Here is a 23,107-nt window from a genome sequence, read left to right as displayed (position 1 = left end):
TTCTGCTCCGTTATGGCTTCCTTAAGCGCGATCGCCCAAATTTTCTGTTAACATCCGCAAAAATGCCGATTGCCAGAAACTGCTGGAACGTTCTAGATTGCCTTTAGTCAAGAGTAAAATCATTCATCAGTTTTATGACCAAGCAAGAACACCTAAAAATCCTATTAGTTGAAGATAGCCTTGTGAGTCAGAAGATTGTATTAAAACAGTTAAAGAAGTTAGGTTATGAAGCCAATGTTGCTGCCAATGGTCAAGAAGCGTTATGGATGAGATCCCAAGTGAATTATGACCTAATCCTCCTTGATTGTCAGATGCCGGTACTAGACGGTTATGAAACTGCACAAAAAATTCGTCAATTAGAAGGTGATGCGCGACAGACAATCGTGATTGCGATGACTGCCAACGGCATGAAAGCAAATCGGGAGCGCTGCCTAAATGTCGGCATGGATGATTATCTACTTAAGCCTGTTAGTGAGGAAGAATTGGCAGCTAAGTTAGAAAGTTGGAGTCGTGCGATTGTTAAAAATAAGCAGGCGATCGCCTTCACATCTATAGAATTACCAAGTAAATCCCTTCCCCTTGACTCCAGTGCCAACCTGGATGAATCAAATGTCAATGACTTGGTGGATTTAAATCGCTTGGACGATATAACCCTGGGAGATATGAAATTGCGAAAAGAAATTTTACAAGCCTTTTTAGAAGATACAAAAGTAAACTTATTATCGATAAAGTCTGCAACTTTTTCTAAAAATTTTGAAGCAATCGAACATAAAGCTCATCAAATTCGCGGCGCTAGTGCAAATGTAGGCGTCAAGGAATTAAAAATTTTAGCCGATCGATTAGAACTTCAAAGTCAGCAAAAAAACTTTAAAGAAGTTACTGAATTGGTGCTAAAACTAGAAAATCATTTCCAAAAGATTCAATCTTTTTTATTTGAGATAATTGACTGGGAGAAGTTGGAGGGTGAAACTCCAGTCGTTCTTGCCGCCGATCGGACTGGAGGCACGCAGGCTTGTTCCATGTCAAAAATTTTAATGATTGATGACGACCCTAGCGTTCGGTTAGTCGTCAAAAACTCACTCCAACTTCTAGGTCATGAAGTCATAGTAGCGGCTAATGGTGAAGAGGGATTAATGAAAGCAAAACAGCTACGCCCTCATCTGATTATTTGCGATTGGATGATGCCAGTCATCAATGGACTGGAAGTGTGTCGCCAGGTTAAATCCGATCCAGAATTATCTTTGACATTTTTTATTTTGCTGACGATTCGTGGGGATGTAAAAGACCGGGTGGAGGGTTTAGATACTGGAGCTGATGAGTATCTTCCGAAACCGATTGATATGAGTGAATTACGGGCGCGGGTGGGAGCTGGATTGCGATCGCAGCGGTTAACGCAAGAATTGAGCGAAGCGAATCAGGCACTGCGACAAGCGAATCAGCAATTGACTGCCCGTAATGAATTGCTAGAATCTTTGTCGCTGACCGATCAGTTAACGGGTTTATTAAATCGTCGGGCAATGGATCAGGCGTTACCTCATATGCTGCGGCAAGTCGGCACCCGCGATGCGAATACTCGCTATCGTTATTTGTGTGTATTCCTGATTGATGTGGATCATTTTAAGCAGGTGAACGATACCTATGGTCACACAGTGGGAGATTGTGTGCTGCAAGCGATCGCCGGACGATTACAGTCCAATGCACGCCCTAGCAGTCTGTTGTATCGCTATGGCGGTGAAGAGTTTGTCTGCATCACGCTGGGACTGAATTTGCACAATGGTTTAGAGTATGGTGAAAGTTTGCGCTCTTGCATCGCCGAGCGTCCTTTCAAGATTTCTAACGATCTGCTGCTACCCATTACTATTAGTATCGGTGGCGCGATCGCTAGCGCTGTTAATTTAGTTGATTCTCAAGATTTATTACATCAAGCCGATCGAGCGCTTTACAGAGCGAAGCATGAAGGTAGAAATTGCCTGCGAATGTTTTCAGCGTGGGAAAATATTGTTGAATTTGGTCACGCTTAAATTAGTTTATAGCAAAAGCAACTCTTTTAAAAGAAACCTATCTCAATAACTTATTATATTATATTTTATTTGAATTGATTCTCAACATTCTTAGTAATTACAACTGAAAATAACAATTATAAAAAGTATGAAATAGTGAATTAAAATTTTATTTCTGATTCTCGATAACTTGTCACTCGCTTCGCTCAAATTCAAAATTATCAATTTAAAATTCACGTATTACAATCCCCATCATCAAAAGTTGGGCATTGAATAATGATGTTTCGCAGCTTTTTTTACATAATTAAAATTCCTTGTGTACCCTAAATAAATTAATCAAAACTTATTTATTTCTTTAATTTTTAATTTTTAATTTTTAATTTTTAATTGTAGTGATTCCGAGCCTACCGGAAGGATGCCCAAAAGTTTAGATTTGCCGCCAGTCATCAGAGTAAAATTAAGATAGTTTAGAAGCCTGACAAAAGAACTTCAGAAAAGCGAGGAGTGCTAGTTGCAAGACCGCTGCGCTTACCCCGCATCCGCTTGGCGATGCTGTGAGGAGGAAATGAAAAATTTCAAACCAGGAAGCGTAGGAGCGATTACCGCAGGACCATTCAGTGATTTTCAGGGTGTTGTAGTCAAGTTGCAGCCTGGAGAAAAGATTGTCGTTGAAGTCGAAATATTGGGTCGCAAAGCAGAAGTCACGCTAAATCAAGAGCAATTCGAGTTACTGGGTGAAGACCCCCGTCCCCGCTTCCGCGACGAGATTGAAAAAGATATCGAACAGATGCTTCAAGAGGAATTTGATAATTGGTGGCTGAAGCAGTTGGATCGACCAGAGGATGATTTAGTTGCCGAGTGGTCTGCTTTCGAGGCATTTCGTCAAGAATTTGAGGCGAAAGCTGCCGTAGAACGACAGACTTTGCTAGATGCTTTTGAAGCATCTTTTACAGCGATCGCAGAACATGGTGTCTCATGGGCAAAACAACGCTGGGAAACAGAAACAGAACGCTGGACGCCAAACTCCTATCGGCACGAAGAATTCTACAAAGCAGCGCGTCAGCAAATTAAAGAATGCCCTGATGACTCAGGTCATTGGACGGATATCTGGCGGCATCTGTGGCAAGCGGCAAATGAACGTTCCTGGAAGGCGGAATATATGGCATGGCGTCAGGAAAATCTGCCGGATGCCGCCACGATCAAGCAGATGCGCCTGGATGCCCGACAAAAAGCGCAGGCGTTGGTGGAAATAGTGCGATCGCTGGTACAACAAACCCACGGCTTGACCTTACCCGACCATGTTTTCGCATTCTGGGCTTTCTGGCTCAGCTTAACTCCCATTGAGCGGCAAGAAATGCACTGGATTGCAACGCCTTGCGGTTTGTTTGATTTATTCAGTGAGGAAAGTTTGCAGCGAAAACCCATACCAGAACTTGACCATCGCTTACATTACCGCTATTACCGCGATCCGCCGGAGTTTCTCACTTTGCTGTACGGTGGTGGCGATGGTCTGCATTTTGGTCTTTGGTACGATGACCCCAGAGAACTTCCCACGAGTGTGATGTATTACTGGAACAACGACGGCATTCCCGTCTGTGATGATGGTTGTCAAACATTACTCCAGCAGGTTCGCTTCCAAATCGAAAAAGCGGTCTCTCAGCTGGAATATGACCGCTACGACAACGATTCCCGGCATCGACGAGTCAGACTCTCAGCACTCCGCGATGCGGTGATGGCGTTTGAAACGGCGGAACGCCCTGAAATGGGAAGTCTGTACGAGAAAGCCTACAAGCAACAGCCGCTGGGTGCCAGAATTGCTACTGATGATGGCGCGGGTGTGGCAATTCCCGGCTTAAGTGCCGAAACTTGTCCTCAGCGGGATCTTGAAGCCATGAGAACGGCTATCTTAGCGGATGCGCCAATTGTCCAAGACTGGATTGCGGCAGCGCTAGAAGCTTGTGCTGAGGGTCAACCGGCTGAGGCGCTGGCGTTAGGTCGTGACTTGCACTGGCTTTCCGGTGGTAATCCGGAACGAGAAGCGGCTGCTGCCAAACTGCTGAATGCTGCCTACCGCGCACTCGGTCGAGATGCTTTGGCGGCGATCGCATCTGTCCATTATCAAGAGCGATCGCTTCAGTCAGTCAATATTTATTAGCGACAAAGCAGCATGGGCATGGTTGGAGGTATGGCGGGAACTGACGAGCGATTGTAAAGAATTTCAAATCCCTCTGCGTCTTCTCAATGCTGCTGTTTCCTATCGCCAGACAAAAGGCGATCCGCGTGTCTTGCTAGAGCTTCCCATCGAAGAACGCAATTTGTTAAAACAGGTGCTAAAAATAAATGAGCAATAATTCAGTCGTTAATTCTAACAGGACTTACGCAAAGCTTATACATATAGCGTTCTTGTCGGTTCAATCCCCCTGTGGTTGCCCTTCCTATGTGGTGATGTTGCGTAAGTCCTGTTCTAACTTTATCGCGCCGGATTCACTAGACTAACTACTTTTAAAATGACAATTTACTTTTACAGTACCCGCGAAAGATATGGTTGTTTCTCCAATTTTTCGCCTCACGGCTTTGTGTTAGATGATGTTTATTGGCCTACCAGCGAACATTATTTCCAAGCACAAAAGTTTGTTGGGACGCCTCACGCTGACCAAATTCGCCAGGTAAAGACACCGAAGGATGCGGCGAAAATGGGACGAGAGCGATCGCGTCCCCTGCGTCCTGATTGGGAACAGGTAAAAGATGACATTATGCGAAAAGCCGTACTACGCAAATTTGAAACTCATGCCGACATTCGCGAAGAATTACTTTCTACAGGCGATGAGTTAATTGTTGAGAATGCACCCGGTGATTATTATTGGGGTTGCGGTGCTGATGGCAGTGGCAAAAATATGTTGGGGCAGATTTTAATGGAAGTGCGAGAAATATTGCGCCATAGCAATCAGCAATAGTATTTGCACGATGCTACTAGAAAAAATGGAGACATCCACATGACTGCACCAGTTCAACCGCTGACTAAGCAAGAGATTATTTACCCAGACAGTGATGGACAACTGATGGCTGATAATACCAAACAGTTTGATTATATTGTAAAAATTAAGCTGGGGATAGATGCCTTATTTAAAGATAATCAAAATGTCTTTGTAGCAGGCGATTTGCTCTGGTATCCAGTTGAGGGAGATAATAAAATTCGCCAAGCGCCTGATGTGATGATAGTGTTTGGCAGACCAAAGAGCGATCGCGGTTCTTATAAACAATGGGTAGAAGACAATCTTCCCCCTCAAGTTGTCTTTGAGATATTATCACCCGGAAATCGTAAAGCAGAAATGTTGAGGAAGTTCAGGTTTTACGAACGATATGGAGTTGAAGAATACTATATATACGACCCTGACGACGGTGATTTAACTGGGTGGCTGGTTTCTGATGAAGGATTTAATGAGATTGAGTCAATGGCGAGTTGGGTGAGTCCTCGTTTAGGGATACGCTTTGAGATAGAGTCAGATAAGTTAGAAATCTATCGCCCCGATGGACAGAAGTTTTTGTCCTATGTGGAATTAGAAACGCAAAGAGAATTAGCTCAAGCTAGAGCAGAAACGGAGCGACAAGAGAAAGAATTGGCTCAAGCTAGAGCAGAAACGGAGCGACAAGAGAAAGAATTGGCTCAAGCTAGAGCAGAAACGGAGCGACAAGAGAAAGAATTGGCTCAAGCTAGAGCAGAGCAATTAGCAGAAAGATTGCGCTCAATGGGGATTAATCCTGATGAGGTTTGAGTAGGCTCTAGCTCTTTGGACATTCTTTTAGTTTAATAGAAAGCGATCGCCTGTACCCGCCTGTACTCTATGCACTCAAAAAGTTTGTGGCTCTGATTACCGCTCACTCTAACAACTAGATGTCTTTATAGGACATTATCTAGCTGTCTTGAAAGCGGGAACCAGAGCCACAGTTTGGTTTTATAAGAAGTGCAAGCAGTCTAGAAAACTAACACTTTACCCCTTAGCGTCTGCCCCGATTAGGCACTTTGTTCAGGTAATCAATGTTAAACGCTGAGACGTTTTGGGCGTAGTTGCGCTTGGTACTGAGCGACGCCGCTACCTCGCGGAACTTGCGGGGGTCGCCTTCGGGAAGTTGCCGTTCCTGGTTCTTGCGGCTGTAAAACTTCTCCACAGTGAAGCGCCAATCGGTCTTGACGGTGCCAGCAGTTTCGCGGAAGTCTTCGCCATAGCGAGGCGTCACCAGGTTGAAAGGACGCTGTTCCATCCGCTTGCGCTGGTAGGGTACGGTGAAGTCCCCAAAGTTGTCGGTATATTCTTGGCTGTTCACCAAGGCATCAACAAAACCGCTGAAGCCCAAAGTGGCAATTTTAATTGACCAAGCGATTTCTTCGGCTTTGTTGTAAGGTTCCCGACCTAAAAAACGCTTGAGACAAATGTCTACAAGGCGATAGTTGTTATTGACCGAGACAACCAAACGGTAAAATGCCTCTGACTTCGCCAGACCAGCAATAAACTCCCGTACTGTAATCGCCGCATTTTTCAGCTGGGATTCCAGGGTAATCTGACGGTTGAATCTGAGGATTTCATGCTCGCTGAAGACTTGGCGATAAGCTGCCCAAATCAACACTTCCATTTCTGCCGGTGAATTTGCATCTTCCACGCGATAGATATATGGAGTATCTTCGTCGAGATCCGCCTTTCCAAAGCTCTTAACTCGTTGGTTTTGGGTGGTTGGTTTGTATTCAAGTAATGGCAGTGCCATTTAAAAATCTCCCTTATAAAGTGGTTGAGACTTTCTATTTTCCAGCATCAGGGTGTCCTCTGGTCGAGCGGATGCCCGTGCTACCGGAGCGGAAAACTCGCAATTGAGTTAATCGAGACTCGTGTCTCTTGCGCTGTATTATCCCGTGTCATGTCGGGAATTTTGATGTTAGCCGTATTAACGGTAACAGTATTGGTGACAGCTTTCGGGTTGAGCGCCCGTGCCATATCCAAGAAGTTACGCACATTGCCCCACTTGTAGCGCTCAGTTTCTTCCTTGTCGCGCCAGTAGTCGGCGTAGCTAGGCGTCACCAAGTTAAAGGGTCGATCTTTGTAGCGACGACGCTGATAAGGCACCGTATTTTCGCCAAAGTTAGACTGATACTCCTCACTTTCGACCAGGGCATCAATGAAGCCGCTCAGTCCCTTAGTGGCAATTTTAATCGACCAGGCGATTTCTTCGTCTTTGTTGTAGGATGCCCTGCCCAAGATCCGTTTGAGGCAAACTTCGACGACTCGATAGTTGGAGTTTTTCTCAACAACCAAGCGGTAAAATCCCTCGGTCTTCGCCAAACCCCGGATGAAGTCGCGCACAGTAATGGCGCGGTTCTTCACTTGAGATTCCAGGTCAACCTGACGAAAAGAATTGAGGATTTCGTGTTCGCTGAAAACCTGACGGTAGGCTGCCCAGATTAATTCCTCAAGGTCGCCATTATCGATGCAGTTTTCAATGCGATAAATCCGGGGAGTGTCTTCGTTCGGCACTTCGTAACCCGATACTCGCTGGTTCTGCGAACTGGGTTTGTATGCAAGCAAAGGAATTGACATAGGTAAATTGGTTAGTTGCTATGAACGATTAGCCATTAGCCTTTAGGCTTTGGGCGTCGGATATAGGTAGCGATAGGGGAGGGCTACCTCGTTGCGACCTACAGCAGGTTGCGGGTTGGCAACATTGCTGCTCATGTCGGGAATCTCGATGTTTTTAATTTGAGAGAGTGCCCGATCTCTTGTGCGCTGGTAGTTAACTTCGCTGGGAGCAATACTCCGAGCCATTGCCAAGAAGTTGCTGGGAATTGCTTCACGAACTGATGTTTTACCCGTTTCTTTTGGACGCCCGACTTGAAAGTAACTGCGAGTATCCATGCCGATCATGCGACCGCGCCAGTAATCGCTATATCGGGGGTTAACTAAGTTAAAGGGGCGCTCGTTAAACCGGCGGCGCTGATAAGGTACGATCTCATTGCCGAAGTTTTGACGGTATTCCTCGCTATCAACAACGGCATCGATAAAACCATGTAATCCCTTGGAAGCAATTACAATTGACCAAGCAATTTGCTCGTCTTTGCCGTAAGTGGCGCGTCCCAGAAACCGCTTGAAGGTGATGTCAACTAAGCGATAGTTAGAGTTAGTTTCTCCTACCAACTGTCGATAAACATCGGACTTGCCCAATCCCCGAATAAACTCTTGTACGGAAATGGCTCGATTCCGCAGTTGAGATTCTAGAAAGGGTTGGCGGTAGCTTTCTAAAATTAAGTGTTCGCTAATGATTTGCCGGTAGGCAGCCCAGATCAATTTATCAATTGCAGTATCGGAGGTGGCATCTGTGAACCGATAAATTGGCGGGTCGTCCTCATCGGGTACTTCGTAACCTTCTACCCGCTGATTCTGGGTTGTTGGTGTAATTTCAAGAAGTGGAATTGGCATATTTTTAGTTGTTAGTTGTTAGTTGGCGAGTTGTTAGTTATTAGTCTTTAGCCGTTAATCCTGCGTTGATTGACTCAGGACTAATGACCTGTGACTAATGACTAATGACTAATGACTGGTGAGCCAGCTGAACTCTGGCACGAACCGCTGAGTCATTGTCTTGAGCCATTTCCTCTAAGCGCTTTTGGATGGACGGAAGGACTTCTAACTGGCTGGAGAGCGCTTGCAAACCGACAACAGCAGCGTAGCGAATTGCCCAGTCAGGGTCTTGAGAAATGAGGAGCAGCGTTTCCGATGCTCTGGCTAGAGCGCTTTGAATCTGGTCAACACTCAACTGGTGCCAGCGGAGGTTTCCCAGTCCTTTAGCGGCGGCGCGGCGGACGCTGGGTGCGAAATCGGTGGCTGCTGCCTCTACTAAGATGTCTAAAGCGCGGGGGTCAGCGATCGCAGCTAGAGCGCGAATTGCATAAGCCCTGGCACCGTAGTCATAGCCGTCCAGCTTTTCGAGCAAGGGTTGCACGGCTGCTTCCCCCATCTGAATCAGCCCTTCTACTGCTGCTACTGCCGCTCCTGGGTTGTTGTAACCCAAAGCGGCGATCAGGATAGGAATCCCGGCTTCTAGACGAGCGGCAGCTAAGGCTCGGACAGATGCCACCAAGCGTCCGGGCGAATCCGCCTGTTCAATGGCACGAATCAGTTCTTGGGGCGAATCAGTCATTGAAAAACTCAACAGTTATGAGTTATGAGTGTTGAGTTTTGAGTTGTGTATTTAATTCAAAACTCAAAATTCAACACTCATAACTTATAGAAGGGCGTCCATCAGGGTCATCACCCGGATGGCGTCAGCGGATAGGGAATTCGGTTCATCTGGGTGTACAGATGCAGAATTTTGTGTTTGTACGTGTTCCAACAACCCTTTGAGGGCGATGAGCTTGAAGCTATTTTCGGTGGCAGCAGCAGCGATCGCTTCCGCTGCTTTTAGATAACCAATTGCACCCAAGTCTGATAGGACTATCCGGCGCAGTTGCAGATCGCTGTTCTCCAACGCTTGAACCAGACGTTCCCCATAAGCTGAATCTTGCGTTAACTGGTACATCGCTCGCACTGCTGCATACTGCACCGGCACTACGGGATGCTCCAGGAACGGTTGAATCTGGGCAATTGCTTCTGTTGCTTGGAGCGATCCTAAGGCTTCCAGCACGGCTTCATAGGGTTGTGCCAGATGGGGTCGCCCCGGTACTGGTTCAGCGGCTGCCACACCCCCCTCTAGGAGCTTCATCAGTGCTGGAATGCTGGTTGGATCGCCTAGCATTTCCAGTGACTGAGCGGCTGCTTGTTGAACGTAGAAGTCAGAGCAGTCCAAACAACGAATCAACCCTGGCACGGCTAGGCGATCGCCCAATTTCCCCAATGCCCGTGCGGCATTGCGGCGGAGGGGGTATCCACCCAGCTCAGTCCGGTCAGCCTCATCTTCCAAAGCGGCAATTAGAGCTTCCACAGCAGCCGACTCGCGCACGCGAAATTTACCTAGCCACCAGGCAGCATAGTAGCGGAGACTTAAGTCTTCATGGCGGAGATTGGCAATCGCCTGCTCCACCGTTAGCGGTTCGCTACCAGGAGGCGGATTTCCGGGCAGTGAGCTTGATTCAGAATACCGATCGGGATCAGACGACCGCATTGTAGGAGTGCAATGGCTTGCGTTAGACAAGATGGCGCGAATTAACTTTCTGATTTGTCAGCTTTGTCAGCGGCTGTAGCTTTGCTCTTGCCTTTAGCATCCAGGTCTTGATTGGCTGCTGTAGCTTGGCTTTTGGCTTCGCTGCTCCCGTCAAGAGTCAAGGGTTGAATGCTGACAATTTTGCCCCCCAAACGGTTAATCCGCTGCATTTCTTCATTCATTCGGCTGTAGGGCACTGTGATCTGGAAACTGCCACTACGGCGAATGGGATAGCTGAGTTTGTCAGATTCGTAAGTCTGACGCAGACCTTCGACTTCGTAGCGAAACATCCGATTTGCGGCGTCATTCAGAGTACCGCTCCCAAGTGCAGTTTGTCCAAACATCGTTGAAATAGCTCCTGTAATTGGGTTTAAAACAGTTGAGTTTTGTGCATCGTTCATAGTTAATAGTTTATTGCAATAAACTATTAACTATGAACGATTAACAATCCACCTTAAGCTGGTGAAACGCTGACAATTTTGCCACCTTGCTTGGTGACTTGCTGGATCTTTTGGGACAGCTGCTCGTAGGGCACCAAGAAGGCGTTGCTACTGCGACGAACCCTGGGGTAGCCTGGAGAAAGAATCCCAGTTACTTCCAAGCGATAGATCCGTCCGCTTTGTTCCTTGGTACCGCCTAACGCTTTTCTAGGGGCTGCATCGCTAGGAATAGCAGCCGATCTCCAGGTTGACGAACCGCCTGAGGGTTGGAAAATTGTGGAAGCTTGATTTCGACCGACTTCGCCCATGAGACGGGGAGATTTCCCTCCTACTTGAGAGCGATCGCTGTTGGCATAACCCCGATACAGGCGGAACATCCGGCTAAAGCCAATGGTTCTCGACCCCGATTCCACCATAAATCCCCGATAATATGGGACTACGTTGTTACCGAAGTTTGCTTCGTACTCGTTACTGTCGAGGTAGGAATCAATTTCAGCATCGGAGCCTTTTTCTTCACAAAGGCCGGTGTGGTAGCCTAGTTCGGCTTCATCATGAGGGGGCCGACCCCACAAATGCTTGAAATTGAGTTCAACAAAGCGTTGATTTGAATTCGGATAGAAAAACTTTGATTTGTATAGATCCGACTTGGCGATCGCCCGGACAAAATCTCTGACCGTTATGTTTCCCTGCCGAAGTTGCGACTCTGCATAGGTCAGACGTTCGGATTTCATCACGTAGTCGTTGCCCAATACCTGACGGTATGCAGCTCGAAACACTGCTTGCAGATCGCCCTCCGTCCAATCAGGTCGCAGTTCCACTCTTGTCTCATCAAATGCAGAAAGACCCAGACGGCCCGCTGCTGCTAAGTTTGACGCCACTAAACCGGTCATCCTTGCTCTCCCAACGCAACAACTTTTTAAGATTTTTATACTCAAATTGAGAAAAACAATGCCCGGAAAAATTAGCAACTGCTAGCAAGCACGCCAACACTCGCTGATTCTTCCGGGCACCGCACCTGAATACTAGCTCAGGGCGTTAATGGCGTAGTCGATGTAGGTGTTTGCTTCGTTAGCAGCTTGACCGCTCAGACCGTGATTGGCTTTGATGTGCTTCAGGGCTTCCACGTACCAGCTGGGAGACAGCTCAAACGTGCGGTTGATTTCATCCAAACCGGCAATCAGGTACTCGTCCATTGGTCCGGTGCCACCGGCAACCAGACAGTAGCTAACCATCCGCAGGTAGTGACCGATATCACGGGCACACTTGGATTTGCCGCGAGAGTCTGCAGCATACTGAGGCCCTTGCATTTGGGTGGTGTAAGGGAACTTTTGGTACACGGCTTGGGCGGCACCATCGATCAGTTGCTGAGCCTTTTGGGTCAAAGCGCGGGCAGCTTCCATGCTGGCAGCGGCACGCTCAAAGCGACCGTTAACGGCTGTCAGTTCGGTGTTGCCTAAAAAACGACCTTGGGTATCGGCTGCACCGATGGCTTCGGTAATCGGGGTCTTCATTGTTGAGGTATCTCCCTAAAAGTGTTTGCAAAGTTTTCGGCTAAACTACGCGATCGCTCGCGTCTATCCAACAGCAAGCTTGCTAGTTGTTCTTAAGCAATAGCAGATGAGGCACGATCGAAGTAGCTAGCTACTTCAGACATCAGCTGGCTACAGTCGCCCTTGGTGATGCCATTGGGGTCATTGGCGATTTTGAGCGCAGCTTCTTTCATCTTTTGCACGCCAGCAGCGGTGGAGCCACCGGGTACACCCAGAGCTTGGTAGGTTTCGCGCAGACCGTTCAAACAGCGGTCATCCAGAACGCTTGAATCACCAGCAATCGTGGCATAGGTGACATAGCGCAGGATAATTTCCATGTCGCGGAGGCAAGCTGCCATCCGACGGTTGGTGTATGCGTTTCCACCTGGTTGAATCAGTTGAGGCTGCTCTTCAAACAAAGCACGAGCGGCGTTGGCAACGATGCTGGAAGCATTGCTGGTGATGCGGTTGACGGTATCCAACCGCTTGCTGCCATCTTTGACAACATTGGTCAGGGCATCAAGCTGTTCAATGCTCAGGAATTCACCCCGGGCATCAGCCTGAGAAACAACCTTGGCGAATGCATCTAACATGAACTCAATCTCCTACTGATTTGGTCGAGTGTGGTTTTTTAAAACGTCGATATTTGTCAAGCAGAGCTACTTCAATCTATTGAATCAGCTCTAGGATGGGTCAACTCCAGACATTAGCCTAAACACGCTTTTAAGTCGCTCTCCCATTCCTTCTGTTACTTTACCGTGCAATCAACTAGTTTTCACAGAAATATGAGAAAAGTCCGTGCTTTTATGAGAGATTCGCAACCTTGATAAATCCGTGTTTTGTTTAACTTTTGTCTGTTATTGATCCCTCCGGTTATTTTTATACAACGCCTTTGTAGCTTTGTTTTTTAAGATTTATTAAGCTATTTAAACAGGAAGAAAAAAATTCCAAACCCTTTACCAACAAGGATTGTAGTTTTTTATTTCCACATGAGTTGTTACATTAATTCAAGTATTTATACTTATGAATTCAAGTAGGAGTGCTTTTATATTTTCTTAATATTTGCTTAAGATATAGACATGACAAGGAATTCGGGTTCTAGATTGCAAAATCTCTCCATATAGTTTTGTATAGATATATAAAGTAAGTTGAGCGATTTATTAGGGATCTGAGGGTAGAGAAGAGTTTTGAGTTGGCGATCGCTCCTGACTTGCACGCCCTATTGTCTACTCCTTGAGGGCATAAAACCTCAAGGAGCGTACAAAAGACTAGGTAGAGGCAACCCTTGAATTGAGGTTGCCTCTACCCACAGATGTGAGCCTACACCCAGAGCTGACCAAAGCGACTGAGAGCGCTCGACGACAGGCTTGAGTTAGCGCCAAACAAGATGAGGGTGCCATAATCCAGTTGGTCAGATACAAGAGCGACTTTCGTCTGTAGGCGGGAATTTTTACCGCCAAACTGAGCGTTATCACTGTTACCACTGCCTCGATAAACCGCAAACATTAGGTTGAATCTGACATCTTCAGGACTTACGCAAAGCTTATACATATAGCATTTTTTCGGGTTCAATCCCCCTGTGGTTGCCCAAGAGATGTCGCGCAAGTTGCGTAAGTCCTGATCTTGCACCATTCTCAACAAGCCGCCAATCCCGCCCGGAACTCAAGTTCCGGGCTAACAGAATCAAGTCCACGTTTCATGGACTGAAATTCTTCCCCAGTCCACGAAACGTGGACTTGAGCTATAAGCTGTGGGGTTTGAACCCCTAGCGGGTTATTGCAACTGGTGTAATATCTCAGTTGAATCCAACCGTTTTCATCCCTGGTATTGACTGAAATCCCCAGTAATTAAGGAACGGTATCACTACCAAAGGCATTGTTGTATTCAGGGCTGTCAATGTAAGAATCGATCTCAGCATCGTAGCCTTTAGAGGCGTAAAGGTCTACGTGGTAGGCAATCTCCGACCGAGCGATTTTATGATTAATTTACACGAAAATAAATTAAGCAAATTTAGATTATCGCCGTGTTTTATTGTGAAACAAAGCTTCTGACATGACTCGGCAACCGATTGCGTTACATTCTGAAAATTTTATTGATTTGTCTTCATAAATTTTTGCAACCAATGACGCGGGTGAAGATTCTGGGAAAGTCAGTTATATCAACAACTTTTGGCTTCACCTCCTCGCCGCTTTCGGGTATTTTTGGGCAATAGATTTGTAAGGGTATGTAAACAAGATTAAAGATGATGTATTAATTTTTTCCATCAAAAGAGCCAAATCGTCGTCGGAGAACTTCCAGCAGGGTGGTGAAGGTCTGAGGCAAAGGGGCGATCGCTTCTAGCAACTCCCCAGTTACCGGATGCTGCAATCGGAGCCGCCAAGCGTGCAGTGCTTGACCCGGTAGATTGACGCCGACTGAGTGACCAGAACTGTAAACGGGATCTCCCACAATGGGATGACCGATGTGGGCGCTGTGGACGCGAATTTGGTGGGTGCGACCCGTTTCAAGTTGGAAAAGCATCAGCGTGTGGTGTCCCAGGCGTTCCTGCACCCGCCAGTGAGTCATCGCCGCTCGTCCTCCCTTCTCTGGAGGTACGACAGCCATTTTTTTGCGATCGCCCGAATGACGACCGATAGGCTGGTCAATCGTGCCGCACTCAGTCCGGGGCGAACCGTAGACGACGCCGAGATATTCCCGACGTGCGGTTTTGGCTTTTAGTTGAGCTTGCAGGTGTTGATGGGCTTGGTCGGTTTTGGCAACAACCATCGCCCCCGTTGTATCCTTGTCAAGACGATGGACAATTCCCGGACGTTGCACTCCGCCAATTTCCGCGAGAGGACAGTGGGCTAAAAGAGCATTGACGAGAGTGCCTGCTTCGTGTCCTGCTGCTGGGTGAACGACTAAACCAGCCGGTTTGTTGATGATAATCAGGGAATCATCTTCATAAAGAACATCTAAAGGGATTTCTTCTGGTTGGAGGTCTAGCGGTTGCACTTCTGGAATCGTTAAAGATAGGCGATCGCCCATTTGCATGGTTGCTTTCTTGGACGTACAGACGGTGCCGTTAAGAACCAAGTTGCCTTCTTCGATAAGTTTCTGGATGCGAGAACGGGATAAATCTGGTAGTTGTTGGGAAAGATAGCGGTCAATGCGACTGCCTGTTTCTTGAACTTCGAGGGAGATTGAATGGGGGGAATTCACGAATTCACTGTTTAAGTTGGAGAACCGCTTGACTAACGCTCCAGGACGTAGAGAAAGAGAAAGAGGAAGAAAGGTTAGTGACGGCGGCGCGATCGCATTTTTGCGCGAGTAAGAAGACTTGTTTCTTAAGAGTAGCAGTGTAATTACTGCATCCTACCCGAAACGAATCAACTTTATCTTCCTAACTTCCAATCTTCCCCGCCTGGTAATTGACTCAATTCCTCACTGATAACGTCGCGCAATGCCTTCGCTGAATGGGAATATGTCAAATTTAGAAGTTTATTCGCTGCGACAATAATCTGCATTCTATCTACCATTTCTTGGAGTTTAAAGGGAGTATAATTTCCATTGAAAACTTCCACGCTTGCCGCAAAAATAGCATCTTCAAAACCATTTTCTAGATGAAATGCCCATTCATCCCAGTTGATATAGTATGAAGTTTTATTTTCTTTAAGATTCAAAGCTTGAATCTTCAGAAGCGAATCTCGAATAGAAGCTGCCCAAGAATTAGTTAAACGCTGCTCAATTTGATTTTTTATCAAGTGAACAAGCATTCTACTGAGAAAAGTCTCAATATTCTGCAAGATAGCTTTTTTGCTCATCCCTTCCAACTCATCCACTAGGGACAAAGCATCTTCATATCTTCCTTCTAGAATGAAAGCTCTTAAGTCCGTGAGTTCTTGAGTCATTGTCAACTGACCCCACTTGTATAGCGCTTGCATTGTGTGATAAGCGGGTATAGACCCGGCTATTTACTATCGTAAGGAGAAGCGATCGCTCTTGAGAAAAGTGCAAAGAGCGATCGCATCCTTAACTTATACACAAAATCCTACTAAATTCGGGGAACTTCTACTCTGGTTTCAGCCGGGTTGCTGCAATGTTTGAGGAATCTGTTGTTGCAGAAATGGTTTAACTTTAGTGGGTGGACTTGACCCTCGATAAGCGCCACAATAATACATACTTAGAACCGCTTTGAATGCCCAATGATTCGACGGCACATCTGAGAAAGGATTTGGTAAAGTATCGGCTTGGTCTTGGGCACAGGCTTCCAAAACTGGATCTGAAGTCGGTTGCTCTGGAGATGAGGGCGTTGTGGACTCGTGCGGTTCGGGATTCTGCGCTTTAGCTGGAGCCACGAAGCCAATGGTGGCAAGGAGTATAACTGTTGCGATTTTGAGTTTCATAGTCTGCGAGGAACAACTGTACGGGCAGCTTTCTATTAAAGTTGCCCCTCCTCAAAACTAACAATTACTAGCGTTGCATTGGCTGTTCCAATTTGTAGATAAACCCTGATTTTCCTATTCCATTGACTTTGTGACTAAAAACTTTTTGGCTACAGCGTTCGGCGCACGAGATCGGCTAAACGTTCGGCACTGTCAGGAACTGCTAGGGTAGCAGCTTTTTGAGCCATTTGTTGTAGCTGTTCGGGCGACTGCAATAAATTCAATACCTTACTTTCTAGTAACTGAGGCGTCAGTTCTGACTGCCGGAACACCAAACCAGCGCCCGCTGAGTTAAAAATTGCCGCATTGTAGACTTGATGATCTTCGGCGGCGAAGGGGTAGGGAATGAGAATGGCTGGGGTTTGCGTAACGGCAAGTTCGGTTAATGTCCCAGCGCCAGCGCGGCTAATTGCCAGGTTCGTCCGTTGCAAGAGTGCCGCCATGTTGTCATAAAACGGCATGGAAAAATACTGAGGATGCTGGAAACTTTGGGCATCAGGGTCATTATCGCCCGTCAGATGGACAATCCAGGCACCGGCATTCAACCAAGCTGGGGCGCACTCGCGGACTATTTGATTGACGGCAACAGCGCCCTGAGAGCCACCGACGACCGCAATCAAGGGCACGTCTTCAGGAATCGGCAACTCCAGCTTTTGGGGGGCGCGAAACTGGGCGCGAACCGGGGTGCCAGTGTATGCGGTTCCGGCGCGGGGTAGGTAATGCGCTCCATATTCAAACCCCAGCGCCACGCTACTACACCACGGACTCAACCAGCGAGTCACTTTGCCGGGGAGGGCGTTGGATTCGTGCAAAATCACTGCGACTCCAATCGATCGCGCTGCAATAATCGCCGGTGCGGCAATGTAACCGCCAGTGCTGAATACACCCTGAAAATTCTTGTCTTTGAGTAGCTGGCGTACCTGTCGGATGGAACCCGTCAGTCGCAGCAGAATGCCCAATGTCCCCAGTCCAAACCCTTGTTGAAACCCTTCCACCTCAATGGTGTTGAGGGGATATTGAGCTGGAACCAACTGGGTTTCCAGGCGGTTCGGGACACCTAGCCACTCAATTTCATAGTCTGGCAGTTGCTCGGCTAGGGCGATCGCGGGAAATAAATGTCCCCCAGTCCCACTCGCCGCAATTAACAATCGTTTCGGTTCATTTGCCAAAGTTTCTATCTCCTACTGGCTGTCCTGGCTCGGATAAGATTAAAAATCAGTTATAAATTAGCCAATAGAGCATCCAGGATTTCTACTCTTTAGCACGTCTGTTGCTCGACACGGTTTCCTTTATCCAATTATTCAAACACGTCTGTGATGCGTAACCAGATAACTCCTTCTGCCAGCTTGTTCCAGTCTCTCATCAAGCAAAAGGCGAAAATTTTTGCCTTGATAATTTTTACGTCCCTGCTTTATCCAAACACTGTTCGGGCAGCGAGTCCAGAAACAGCACCCGCCGAGCTAAAAAATTCCCTCACGCAAATTGATGCGGCTGCCAATCGTCAGGATGTCAATGCGGTGATGCAGTTCTATAGCCAGAATTTTACCCATTCTGATGGCTTAAATCGTCAGAGTCTGCAACAGACTTTAACTCAACTCTGGAAGCGCTACCCAAACCTGAATTATCGTACAGAACTCAAATCTTGGGAAAAGGAAGGCGATGCGCTGGTTGTGGAGACAGTGACTCAGATTACTGGCACCCAGCAAATGGATGGCAAAAATATGAAGTTTGAGTCCGCCTTGCGATCGCGCCAGCGTTTTCAAGGTCAAAAAATTGTCCAGCAGGAGATTCTGGGAGAGCGTACTCAGATGACCGCAGGCGTAAAGCCTCCCACGGTGGACATGAAGTTACCGGAGCAGGTTCGCATTGGTCAATCCTATAGCCTTGATGCTATCGTCCAAGAACCCCTAGGTGACGATTTAATGTTGGGAGCAGCTGTGGAAGAACCCGTGCGGAGCGATCGTTTTGTCAAATCCGCGCCGGTGGATCTGGAGTTACTGTCATCGGGTGGAATTTTTAAGGTAGGTCGCGCCCCCCTTACAAAAGGTAATTATTGGGTATCAACAGTTTTAATCCGCGAACAAGGTATGACAACAGTCACTCAGCGCCTGCGGGTTGTAGAAGGCGCTCGCCCCTCCAAATAGTTTTGAGTTCAGGACTTACGCAACTTGCGCGACATAGTAAGGGCAACCACAAGGGGATTGAACCGACAAGAACGCTATATAGTATAAGCTTTGCGTAAGTCCTGGAGTTGTAGAGACGCGATTAATCGCGTCTGAAGTTTGAGTTTTTAATTAAGATTAAAAACTCAAACTTCAGAATTTATAGCAATCTTGTTTGATTTGTCAGAAATATTTTTTACAAATCGCAAAGCACAAGGGAGAAAGAAAAAGAAGAGAATTTTACGAATCACTTAGGCTTGCTATAGAATTAATTAAAGCTAATGATTTCTATCAAAGACAAAATCGTTGTAATTACTGGCGCTAGCAGTGGGATTGGCGCTGCCTGTGCCAAGGTGTTTGCCCAAGCGGGTGCCAAACTGATCTTAGTGGCTCGACGCCAAGAGCGGTTGCAGGAACTAGCAGATGAACTTAGCAAATTTTCTTGTCAGTTGCATCTGTTATCGCTAGATGTGCGCGATCGCGCTTCTGTTGAATCTGCCTTTTCTTCTCTCTCAAATGCTTGGTCTGATGTGGATATTTTAATTAACAATGCCGGTCTTAGCCGGGGGTTAAATAAACTCCACGAAGGCAACATTCAAGACTGGGAAGAAATGATCGATACCAATATCAAAGGCTTACTTTATTGCACCCGCTATCTAGTGCCAGGAATGGTAAATCGGGGTAAAGGTCATGTGGTGAATCTTGGCTCCATTGCCGGTCATCAAACCTATCCAGGTGGCAATGTCTACTGTGCTTCTAAAGCCGCCGTGAAATCTCTCAACGAAGGTTTAAAGCAAGACCTTCTAGGAACGCCCGTGCGAGTCACTTCAGTAGATCCTGGGTTAGTTGAAACAGAATTTAGTCAAGTGCGATTTCATGGAGATAGCGATCGCGCTCAAAAAGTTTACCAAGGTTTAACACCTTTAACGCCAGAAGATATTGCCGATGTAATATTTTTCTGCGTCACCAGACCCGCTCACGTTAATATCAGCGAGGTACTTTTAGTACCCACCGATCAAGCCACTGCTACGCTAGTTAATCGACGAGTTTAAGGTTAATTTGGTCTTTTTAAACGCTCTCGGTTCGCAAAGACTATCTTTCCTCTGCGAACCGAGAGCGTAAACCTTCGCGTACCGAGAGCATTTAAACTTTTTCAGCTACACTTCCACAGTTTCTTTACTCTTCAGTGGCACGTAATAATCGCCGTTGGCGTCAATTCCTACCTTTCCAATTACCTCGTCGCCTGTAATCAATCTTGCCCCACGTTTGCGAGTCCAATAGTTCCAACCCCACTGGAGCATCACGATGAGTTTATTATCAAACTCAATTAAGAAGTAAATGTGAACAAACACCCAAGTGAGCCAAGCGAACAAACCGGAAAACTTCACATAACCCAAATCTACTACCGCAGCATTCCGCCCGATGACTGCCATACTTCCTCGGTCAACATACTGGAAGGGTGCCATACTGTAACCGGCAATCCGCTGTTTGATCAGGTTGGCAACATATTCCCCTTCCTGCATCGCCACGGGTGCAACACCCGGTAGTGGTTTCTCGTTTTGATGAGAAAAACTTGCCAAGTCGCCCACCACAAAGATATTAGGATGTCCTGATATACTCAAGTCAGACTCGACGATAACCCGCCCCACGCGGTCGATTGCAGCGCCGGTGCGTTCTGCCAGAACTTTTCCCATTGGTGAAGCTTTGATTCCAGCCGCCCATAAGGTAGTTCTCGCTGGAATTTGTTCGATTTTATCGCCTTGTTTTGTGGTGACAATATTATCTGCAATATTCGTCACGAGGGTCTTTGTCTGCACGGTGACGCCTAAGCGCTGGAGAGAGGCTTCTGCTTTTGCGGATAACTCTGGTGCGTAGGGAGGTAGGATGCGATCCATTCCTTCCAGCAATAAAATTTTGGCTTCAGCGGTGTCAATGTTGCGGAAATCTCGCTTGAGGGTGCTGTAAGCGAGTTCGGCGATCGCTCCCGCTAATTCTACCCCCGTCGGTCCTCCGCCGATGATCGCAAACGTCAACCAGGCACGCCGTTTTTCGGGATTGGTTTCCTTTTCTGCCGCTTCAAACGCCATAAAAATCCGACGCCGCATTTCCAGGGCATCTTCAACTGTTTTCAATCCTGGCGCTACGGTTGCCCAATGCTCATTGCCAAAGTAAAAATGGCTCACACCTGTGGCAACAATTAACGTGTCGTATATTAGTTCTTCGCCACTAAGGATGACTTTTCGCTGTTGTGGATCGATATCCTTCACCTCTCCCATCAGCACTTTAGTATTTTTGCTGTCGCTGAGTACCGCACGCAGGGGAGATGAAATATCTGCTGGGGATAGAGTTCCAGTGGCGACTTGATAAAGGAGTGGCTGAAACAAATGAAAGTTACGTTTATCGACCAGTGTCACATGGACAGGTGCGCCGCTCAATGCCTTGGCAGCATAAAGTCCGCCAAAGCCGCCACCGACAATCACAACATGGTGAGGAGACTGATTTTCCACTGCTTCTACCATAAAATTGACATCCTTTGTTTTATGTTGCCCGTGGCTACCGTTGAACTAACATTTCTTTACCAACTGGCGATGCTTTCGTTACAGATGTTCATATTAGCTTAGTGTGCCAGGGTCGAAATAGGCGTAGCGACGGCTACAGGTAGATTGTTGTGCGAGGATAAGTCTGCCGTAAAAGGTATTCAGCACAGGCTTAAGCCAATGCTTGGGAATGGCGAGATCGCATTAAGAATCAAAAAAGACGCGATCGCCCTTTTGCCTTGCCACTCTAAACTCGAATATTCACATTGTCTAAATTACCGATTCATTGCTTCCAGAGCGTTTTCCAAAATTTCAGGACTTACGCAACATCACCACATAGTAAGGGCACCCACAAGGGGATTGCCCGTACAAACGCTATATGTATAAGCTTTGCGTAAGTCCTGATTTTTCCCACATCAATTTTTATCAGTTTATGAAAGGATTTAGTCAGCCTTTTGATCGAACGCTCTATGCTTTTTGAGGCAGAACATTTTTGGTGTTAGATGCGATACAAGGATTACAGTGGAGGTGGAGGTGTAAGTTCAATGTTTGCAGTTGTCACGCCAGAGAAAATCCAGTTACCCCCAGGAGCAATAGTGCGCCTACTTGCCAGTTGGCAAGACTATCAAGCACTAACTCAGCAACTAGGCGATCGCTCGATTCCTCGTATCAAGTATCGACCCGGAGAGATATTGTTAATGTCACCGCTACCCCGACACGGACGAGAAGCAAATGTGATTGCTGATGTGGTCAAAGTTTTATTGGATCACTTGGGGCGAGACTATGAGGCTTTTACCCCGATTACGATGGAACTGCCAGAGATTAGCGGCATTGAACCAGACTACTGCTTTTATATCGATAACTGGGCAGCAGTTGCAAGGAAAGATCGCATTAATTGGGGTGTCGAGCCATCACCCGATTTAGTAATAGAGATAGACGTAACCAGCTATACGGATGTAAACGACTACCTGCCTTATCGAGTACCGGAAGTTTGGTTATATAAAAAGAACCAACTTAAGATTTACCAATTGCAGAGCGATCGCTACACAGTTGTAACCAGCAGCCGCTATTTCCCCAATCTTAATGTTTCAGGACTGATCGCGGAGTGTTTCCGAATTGCCTACGAGCGCAATACTAGCGTTGCGATTCGGGAGTTACGACAAAAATTAGCAAGCGAGAATTAAATTAATTTCGCCTTTAGCGCGATCGCTTGTCGGGACTAAAAGAACCGTTCGATTTTCTAAAATTAGGATAACTATTTCTAGGTTGCGATCGCACGATGCAAACACCCGAAACTGAACAGACAGCGGGAAATCTGATGCAAAACCTTTATGAAACTGACTTCTACGCTTGGACTCAGGAACAAGCACTCCTCCTCCAACAGCAGCAGTGGAGCCAACTTGATCTGCCCAATTTAATCGATGAAATTGAATCATTGGGAAAACAAGAACGTGCAGAACTACGGAATCGTCTGAGTGTATTATTTGGGCATTTGTTGAAGTGGGAATATCAACAAGAACGACGCAGTCGTAGTTGGTTAGCAACGATTCGAGTACAACGGCGGGAGAGCTTAAAGTTGCTCAGAGATAACCCTAGTCTGAAGCCTTATCGTGATGAGGCTCTACAGGAAGCTTATGAGAACGGCAGGGATTTAGCATCGGGAGAAGCCAACCTGCCCTTTTCAACCTTTCCCCAAGAATGTCCTTATACGTTGGAGGAAACTTTAAGCGAAGTCTTCTATCCAGGTGAACCTGCGACAGATAAAATAATGGAATGATGGGGAGAAAAAGAGTGCGGTAGCGCCTCAGCGCTTCACTCTCCTGAAATATTCACAGTC

24 protein-coding genes and 1 pseudogene are annotated in these 23,107 nt (G+C 46.8%); 9 read left to right on the top strand and 16 right to left on the bottom strand.

Going from position 1 to position 23,107, the window contains the following annotated elements:
• Positions 1 to 134 precede the first annotated feature (134 nt).
• The 5 genes from AC2VDX_RS01360 to AC2VDX_RS01340 all read left to right on the top strand — a co-directional run bounded on the left by AC2VDX_RS01360 (position 135) and on the right by AC2VDX_RS01340 (position 5,773).
• The gene (locus tag AC2VDX_RS01360) at positions 135 to 2,021 is read left to right on the top strand and encodes a response regulator (protein WP_378173532.1); all 1,887 of its coding nucleotides are present in this window, start codon (positions 135 to 137) and stop codon (positions 2,019 to 2,021) included.
• A gap of 544 nt (positions 2,022 to 2,565) precedes the next feature.
• On the top strand, positions 2,566 to 4,155 hold the full coding sequence (gene nusG / locus AC2VDX_RS01355; RefSeq protein WP_378173535.1) for an ADP-ribosylation family protein: 1,590 nt from the start codon (positions 2,566 to 2,568) through the stop codon (positions 4,153 to 4,155).
• Positions 4,088 to 4,351, top strand: coding sequence for a hypothetical protein (locus AC2VDX_RS01350; RefSeq protein WP_486928078.1), 264 nt, complete (start codon positions 4,088 to 4,090; stop codon positions 4,349 to 4,351). The genes nusG and AC2VDX_RS01350 overlap by 68 nt, the downstream gene beginning before the upstream one ends.
• Positions 4,352 to 4,507: 156 nt before the next feature.
• Positions 4,508 to 4,954 carry a riboflavin biosynthesis intermediates N-glycosidase gene (gene ybiA / locus AC2VDX_RS01345; RefSeq protein ID WP_378173541.1) on the top strand — a complete coding sequence of 149 codons (447 nt, stop codon included), beginning with the start codon at positions 4,508 to 4,510 and terminating at the stop codon, positions 4,952 to 4,954.
• Between the two features lie 39 nt (positions 4,955 to 4,993).
• The gene (locus AC2VDX_RS01340; RefSeq protein ID WP_378173543.1) at positions 4,994 to 5,773 is read left to right on the top strand and encodes a Uma2 family endonuclease; all 780 of its coding nucleotides are present in this window, start codon (positions 4,994 to 4,996) and stop codon (positions 5,771 to 5,773) included.
• A gap of 223 nt (positions 5,774 to 5,996) precedes the next feature.
• On the opposite strand, the gene cpcG4 is transcribed toward AC2VDX_RS01340, so the two are convergent.
• The 15 genes and pseudogenes from cpcG4 to murG form a co-directional block, all read right to left on the bottom strand.
• Complete coding sequence (cpcG4, locus tag AC2VDX_RS01335) at positions 5,997 to 6,758, bottom strand: phycobilisome rod-core linker protein CpcG4 (RefSeq protein WP_378173546.1); 762 nt, start codon at positions 6,756 to 6,758, stop codon at positions 5,997 to 5,999.
• A gap of 80 nt (positions 6,759 to 6,838) precedes the next feature.
• Positions 6,839 to 7,585: a phycobilisome rod-core linker protein CpcG2 gene (cpcG2, locus tag AC2VDX_RS01330; protein ID WP_378173549.1), complete on the bottom strand. Its 747-nt coding sequence runs from the start codon at positions 7,583 to 7,585 to the stop codon at positions 6,839 to 6,841.
• 42 nt (positions 7,586 to 7,627) lie between these two features.
• Positions 7,628 to 8,461, bottom strand: coding sequence for a phycobilisome rod-core linker protein CpcG1 (gene cpcG1, locus AC2VDX_RS01325; protein ID WP_378173552.1), 834 nt, complete (start codon positions 8,459 to 8,461; stop codon positions 7,628 to 7,630).
• A 94-nt stretch (positions 8,462 to 8,555) separates the two neighbouring features.
• A complete protein-coding gene (gene cpcF / locus AC2VDX_RS01320; RefSeq protein ID WP_378173555.1) occupies positions 8,556 to 9,179 on the bottom strand; it encodes a C-phycocyanin alpha-cysteine-84 phycocyanobilin lyase subunit CpcF in 624 nt (207 codons plus the stop codon).
• An 84-nt stretch (positions 9,180 to 9,263) separates the two neighbouring features.
• A complete protein-coding gene (gene cpcE / locus AC2VDX_RS01315) occupies positions 9,264 to 10,139 on the bottom strand; it encodes a C-phycocyanin alpha-cysteine-84 phycocyanobilin lyase subunit CpcE (protein WP_378173558.1) in 876 nt (291 codons plus the stop codon).
• Between the two features lie 41 nt (positions 10,140 to 10,180).
• Positions 10,181 to 10,579, bottom strand: coding sequence for a rod-capping linker protein CpcD (gene cpcD, locus AC2VDX_RS01310; protein ID WP_378173561.1), 399 nt, complete (start codon positions 10,577 to 10,579; stop codon positions 10,181 to 10,183).
• Positions 10,580 to 10,632: 53 nt separating this feature from the next.
• On the bottom strand, positions 10,633 to 11,508 hold the full coding sequence (locus AC2VDX_RS01305) for a phycobilisome rod-core linker polypeptide (RefSeq protein ID WP_378173564.1): 876 nt from the start codon (positions 11,506 to 11,508) through the stop codon (positions 10,633 to 10,635).
• Positions 11,509 to 11,640: 132 nt separating this feature from the next.
• Positions 11,641 to 12,129: a C-phycocyanin subunit alpha gene (gene cpcA, locus AC2VDX_RS01300; protein ID WP_378173567.1), complete on the bottom strand. Its 489-nt coding sequence runs from the start codon at positions 12,127 to 12,129 to the stop codon at positions 11,641 to 11,643.
• A 92-nt stretch (positions 12,130 to 12,221) separates the two neighbouring features.
• The gene (gene cpcB, locus AC2VDX_RS01295; RefSeq protein ID WP_378173570.1) at positions 12,222 to 12,740 is read right to left on the bottom strand and encodes a C-phycocyanin subunit beta; all 519 of its coding nucleotides are present in this window, start codon (positions 12,738 to 12,740) and stop codon (positions 12,222 to 12,224) included.
• Between the two features lie 727 nt (positions 12,741 to 13,467).
• The gene (locus AC2VDX_RS01290) at positions 13,468 to 13,779 is read right to left on the bottom strand and encodes a hypothetical protein (RefSeq protein ID WP_378173573.1); all 312 of its coding nucleotides are present in this window, start codon (positions 13,777 to 13,779) and stop codon (positions 13,468 to 13,470) included.
• Between the two features lie 166 nt (positions 13,780 to 13,945).
• Positions 13,946 to 14,114: pseudogene (locus AC2VDX_RS01285) on the bottom strand (phycobilisome rod-core linker polypeptide); the annotation flags it as partial.
• A gap of 283 nt (positions 14,115 to 14,397) precedes the next feature.
• Positions 14,398 to 15,348 carry an RluA family pseudouridine synthase gene (locus tag AC2VDX_RS01280; RefSeq protein WP_378173575.1) on the bottom strand — a complete coding sequence of 317 codons (951 nt, stop codon included), beginning with the start codon at positions 15,346 to 15,348 and terminating at the stop codon, positions 14,398 to 14,400.
• 173 nt (positions 15,349 to 15,521) lie between these two features.
• Entirely contained in the window at positions 15,522 to 16,037 is a 516-nt protein-coding gene (locus tag AC2VDX_RS01275) for a DUF29 family protein (protein WP_378173578.1), read from the bottom strand.
• 171 nt (positions 16,038 to 16,208) lie between these two features.
• Entirely contained in the window at positions 16,209 to 16,532 is a 324-nt protein-coding gene (locus AC2VDX_RS01270; protein ID WP_378173581.1) for an S-layer protein, read from the bottom strand.
• A 149-nt stretch (positions 16,533 to 16,681) separates the two neighbouring features.
• Positions 16,682 to 17,740, bottom strand: a complete 1,059-nt coding sequence (gene murG / locus AC2VDX_RS01265; RefSeq protein WP_378173584.1) for an undecaprenyldiphospho-muramoylpentapeptide beta-N-acetylglucosaminyltransferase — start codon at positions 17,738 to 17,740, stop codon at positions 16,682 to 16,684.
• Positions 17,741 to 17,887: 147 nt separating this feature from the next.
• On the opposite strand from murG, the gene AC2VDX_RS01260 reads away from it, so the two are divergent.
• Positions 17,888 to 18,715, top strand: a complete 828-nt coding sequence (locus AC2VDX_RS01260) for a nuclear transport factor 2 family protein (RefSeq protein WP_378173587.1) — start codon at positions 17,888 to 17,890, stop codon at positions 18,713 to 18,715.
• A 299-nt stretch (positions 18,716 to 19,014) separates the two neighbouring features.
• A complete protein-coding gene (locus tag AC2VDX_RS01255; protein WP_378173590.1) occupies positions 19,015 to 19,785 on the top strand; it encodes an SDR family oxidoreductase in 771 nt (256 codons plus the stop codon).
• Positions 19,786 to 19,890: 105 nt separating this feature from the next.
• On the opposite strand, the gene AC2VDX_RS01250 is transcribed toward AC2VDX_RS01255, so the two are convergent.
• Positions 19,891 to 21,252, bottom strand: coding sequence for an NAD(P)/FAD-dependent oxidoreductase (locus AC2VDX_RS01250; protein ID WP_378173593.1), 1,362 nt, complete (start codon positions 21,250 to 21,252; stop codon positions 19,891 to 19,893).
• Positions 21,253 to 21,815: 563 nt separating this feature from the next.
• Between AC2VDX_RS01250 and AC2VDX_RS01245 the strand changes: the two genes are divergently transcribed.
• Both AC2VDX_RS01245 and AC2VDX_RS01240 read left to right on the top strand, forming a co-directional pair.
• Positions 21,816 to 22,454: a Uma2 family endonuclease gene (locus AC2VDX_RS01245; protein ID WP_378173596.1), complete on the top strand. Its 639-nt coding sequence runs from the start codon at positions 21,816 to 21,818 to the stop codon at positions 22,452 to 22,454.
• A 95-nt stretch (positions 22,455 to 22,549) separates the two neighbouring features.
• Positions 22,550 to 23,047, top strand: coding sequence for a DUF29 domain-containing protein (locus tag AC2VDX_RS01240; RefSeq protein ID WP_378173599.1), 498 nt, complete (start codon positions 22,550 to 22,552; stop codon positions 23,045 to 23,047).
• Positions 23,048 to 23,107: the final 60 nt, after the last annotated feature.

The organism is Coleofasciculus sp. H7-1 (assembly GCF_057473865.1).
The sequence above is the reverse complement of the archived record's forward strand: the minus strand, read 5'-3'. Positions and strand labels throughout refer to the sequence as shown.

Excerpts from the sequence above, each read along its gene's own strand:
- AC2VDX_RS01360 (WP_378173532.1), top strand. The coding sequence starts at position 135 with ATGACCAAGCAAGAACACCTAAAAATCCTATTAGTTGAAGATAGCCTT.
- nusG (WP_378173535.1), top strand. The coding sequence starts at position 2,566 with ATGAAAAATTTCAAACCAGGAAGCGTAGGAGCGATTACCGCAGGACCA.
- AC2VDX_RS01350 (WP_486928078.1), top strand. The coding sequence starts at position 4,088 with ATGCTTTGGCGGCGATCGCATCTGTCCATTATCAAGAGCGATCGCTTC.
- ybiA (WP_378173541.1), top strand. The coding sequence starts at position 4,508 with ATGACAATTTACTTTTACAGTACCCGCGAAAGATATGGTTGTTTCTCC.
- AC2VDX_RS01340 (WP_378173543.1), top strand. The coding sequence starts at position 4,994 with ATGACTGCACCAGTTCAACCGCTGACTAAGCAAGAGATTATTTACCCA.
- cpcG4 (WP_378173546.1), bottom strand. The coding sequence starts at position 6,758 with ATGGCACTGCCATTACTTGAATACAAACCAACCACCCAAAACCAACGA.
- cpcG2 (WP_378173549.1), bottom strand. The coding sequence starts at position 7,585 with ATGTCAATTCCTTTGCTTGCATACAAACCCAGTTCGCAGAACCAGCGA.
- cpcG1 (WP_378173552.1), bottom strand. The coding sequence starts at position 8,461 with ATGCCAATTCCACTTCTTGAAATTACACCAACAACCCAGAATCAGCGG.
- cpcF (WP_378173555.1), bottom strand. The coding sequence starts at position 9,179 with ATGACTGATTCGCCCCAAGAACTGATTCGTGCCATTGAACAGGCGGAT.
- cpcE (WP_378173558.1), bottom strand. The coding sequence starts at position 10,139 with ATGCGGTCGTCTGATCCCGATCGGTATTCTGAATCAAGCTCACTGCCC.
- cpcD (WP_378173561.1), bottom strand. The coding sequence starts at position 10,579 with ATGAACGATGCACAAAACTCAACTGTTTTAAACCCAATTACAGGAGCT.
- AC2VDX_RS01305 (WP_378173564.1), bottom strand. The coding sequence starts at position 11,508 with ATGACCGGTTTAGTGGCGTCAAACTTAGCAGCAGCGGGCCGTCTGGGT.
- cpcA (WP_378173567.1), bottom strand. The coding sequence starts at position 12,129 with ATGAAGACCCCGATTACCGAAGCCATCGGTGCAGCCGATACCCAAGGT.
- cpcB (WP_378173570.1), bottom strand. The coding sequence starts at position 12,740 with ATGTTAGATGCATTCGCCAAGGTTGTTTCTCAGGCTGATGCCCGGGGT.
- AC2VDX_RS01290 (WP_378173573.1), bottom strand. The coding sequence starts at position 13,779 with ATGGTGCAAGATCAGGACTTACGCAACTTGCGCGACATCTCTTGGGCA.
- AC2VDX_RS01275 (WP_378173578.1), bottom strand. The coding sequence starts at position 16,037 with ATGACTCAAGAACTCACGGACTTAAGAGCTTTCATTCTAGAAGGAAGA.
- AC2VDX_RS01270 (WP_378173581.1), bottom strand. The coding sequence starts at position 16,532 with ATGAAACTCAAAATCGCAACAGTTATACTCCTTGCCACCATTGGCTTC.
- AC2VDX_RS01260 (WP_378173587.1), top strand. The coding sequence starts at position 17,888 with ATGCGTAACCAGATAACTCCTTCTGCCAGCTTGTTCCAGTCTCTCATC.
- AC2VDX_RS01255 (WP_378173590.1), top strand. The coding sequence starts at position 19,015 with ATGATTTCTATCAAAGACAAAATCGTTGTAATTACTGGCGCTAGCAGT.
- AC2VDX_RS01250 (WP_378173593.1), bottom strand. The coding sequence starts at position 21,252 with ATGGTAGAAGCAGTGGAAAATCAGTCTCCTCACCATGTTGTGATTGTC.
- AC2VDX_RS01245 (WP_378173596.1), top strand. The coding sequence starts at position 21,816 with ATGTTTGCAGTTGTCACGCCAGAGAAAATCCAGTTACCCCCAGGAGCA.
- AC2VDX_RS01240 (WP_378173599.1), top strand. The coding sequence starts at position 22,550 with ATGCAAACACCCGAAACTGAACAGACAGCGGGAAATCTGATGCAAAAC.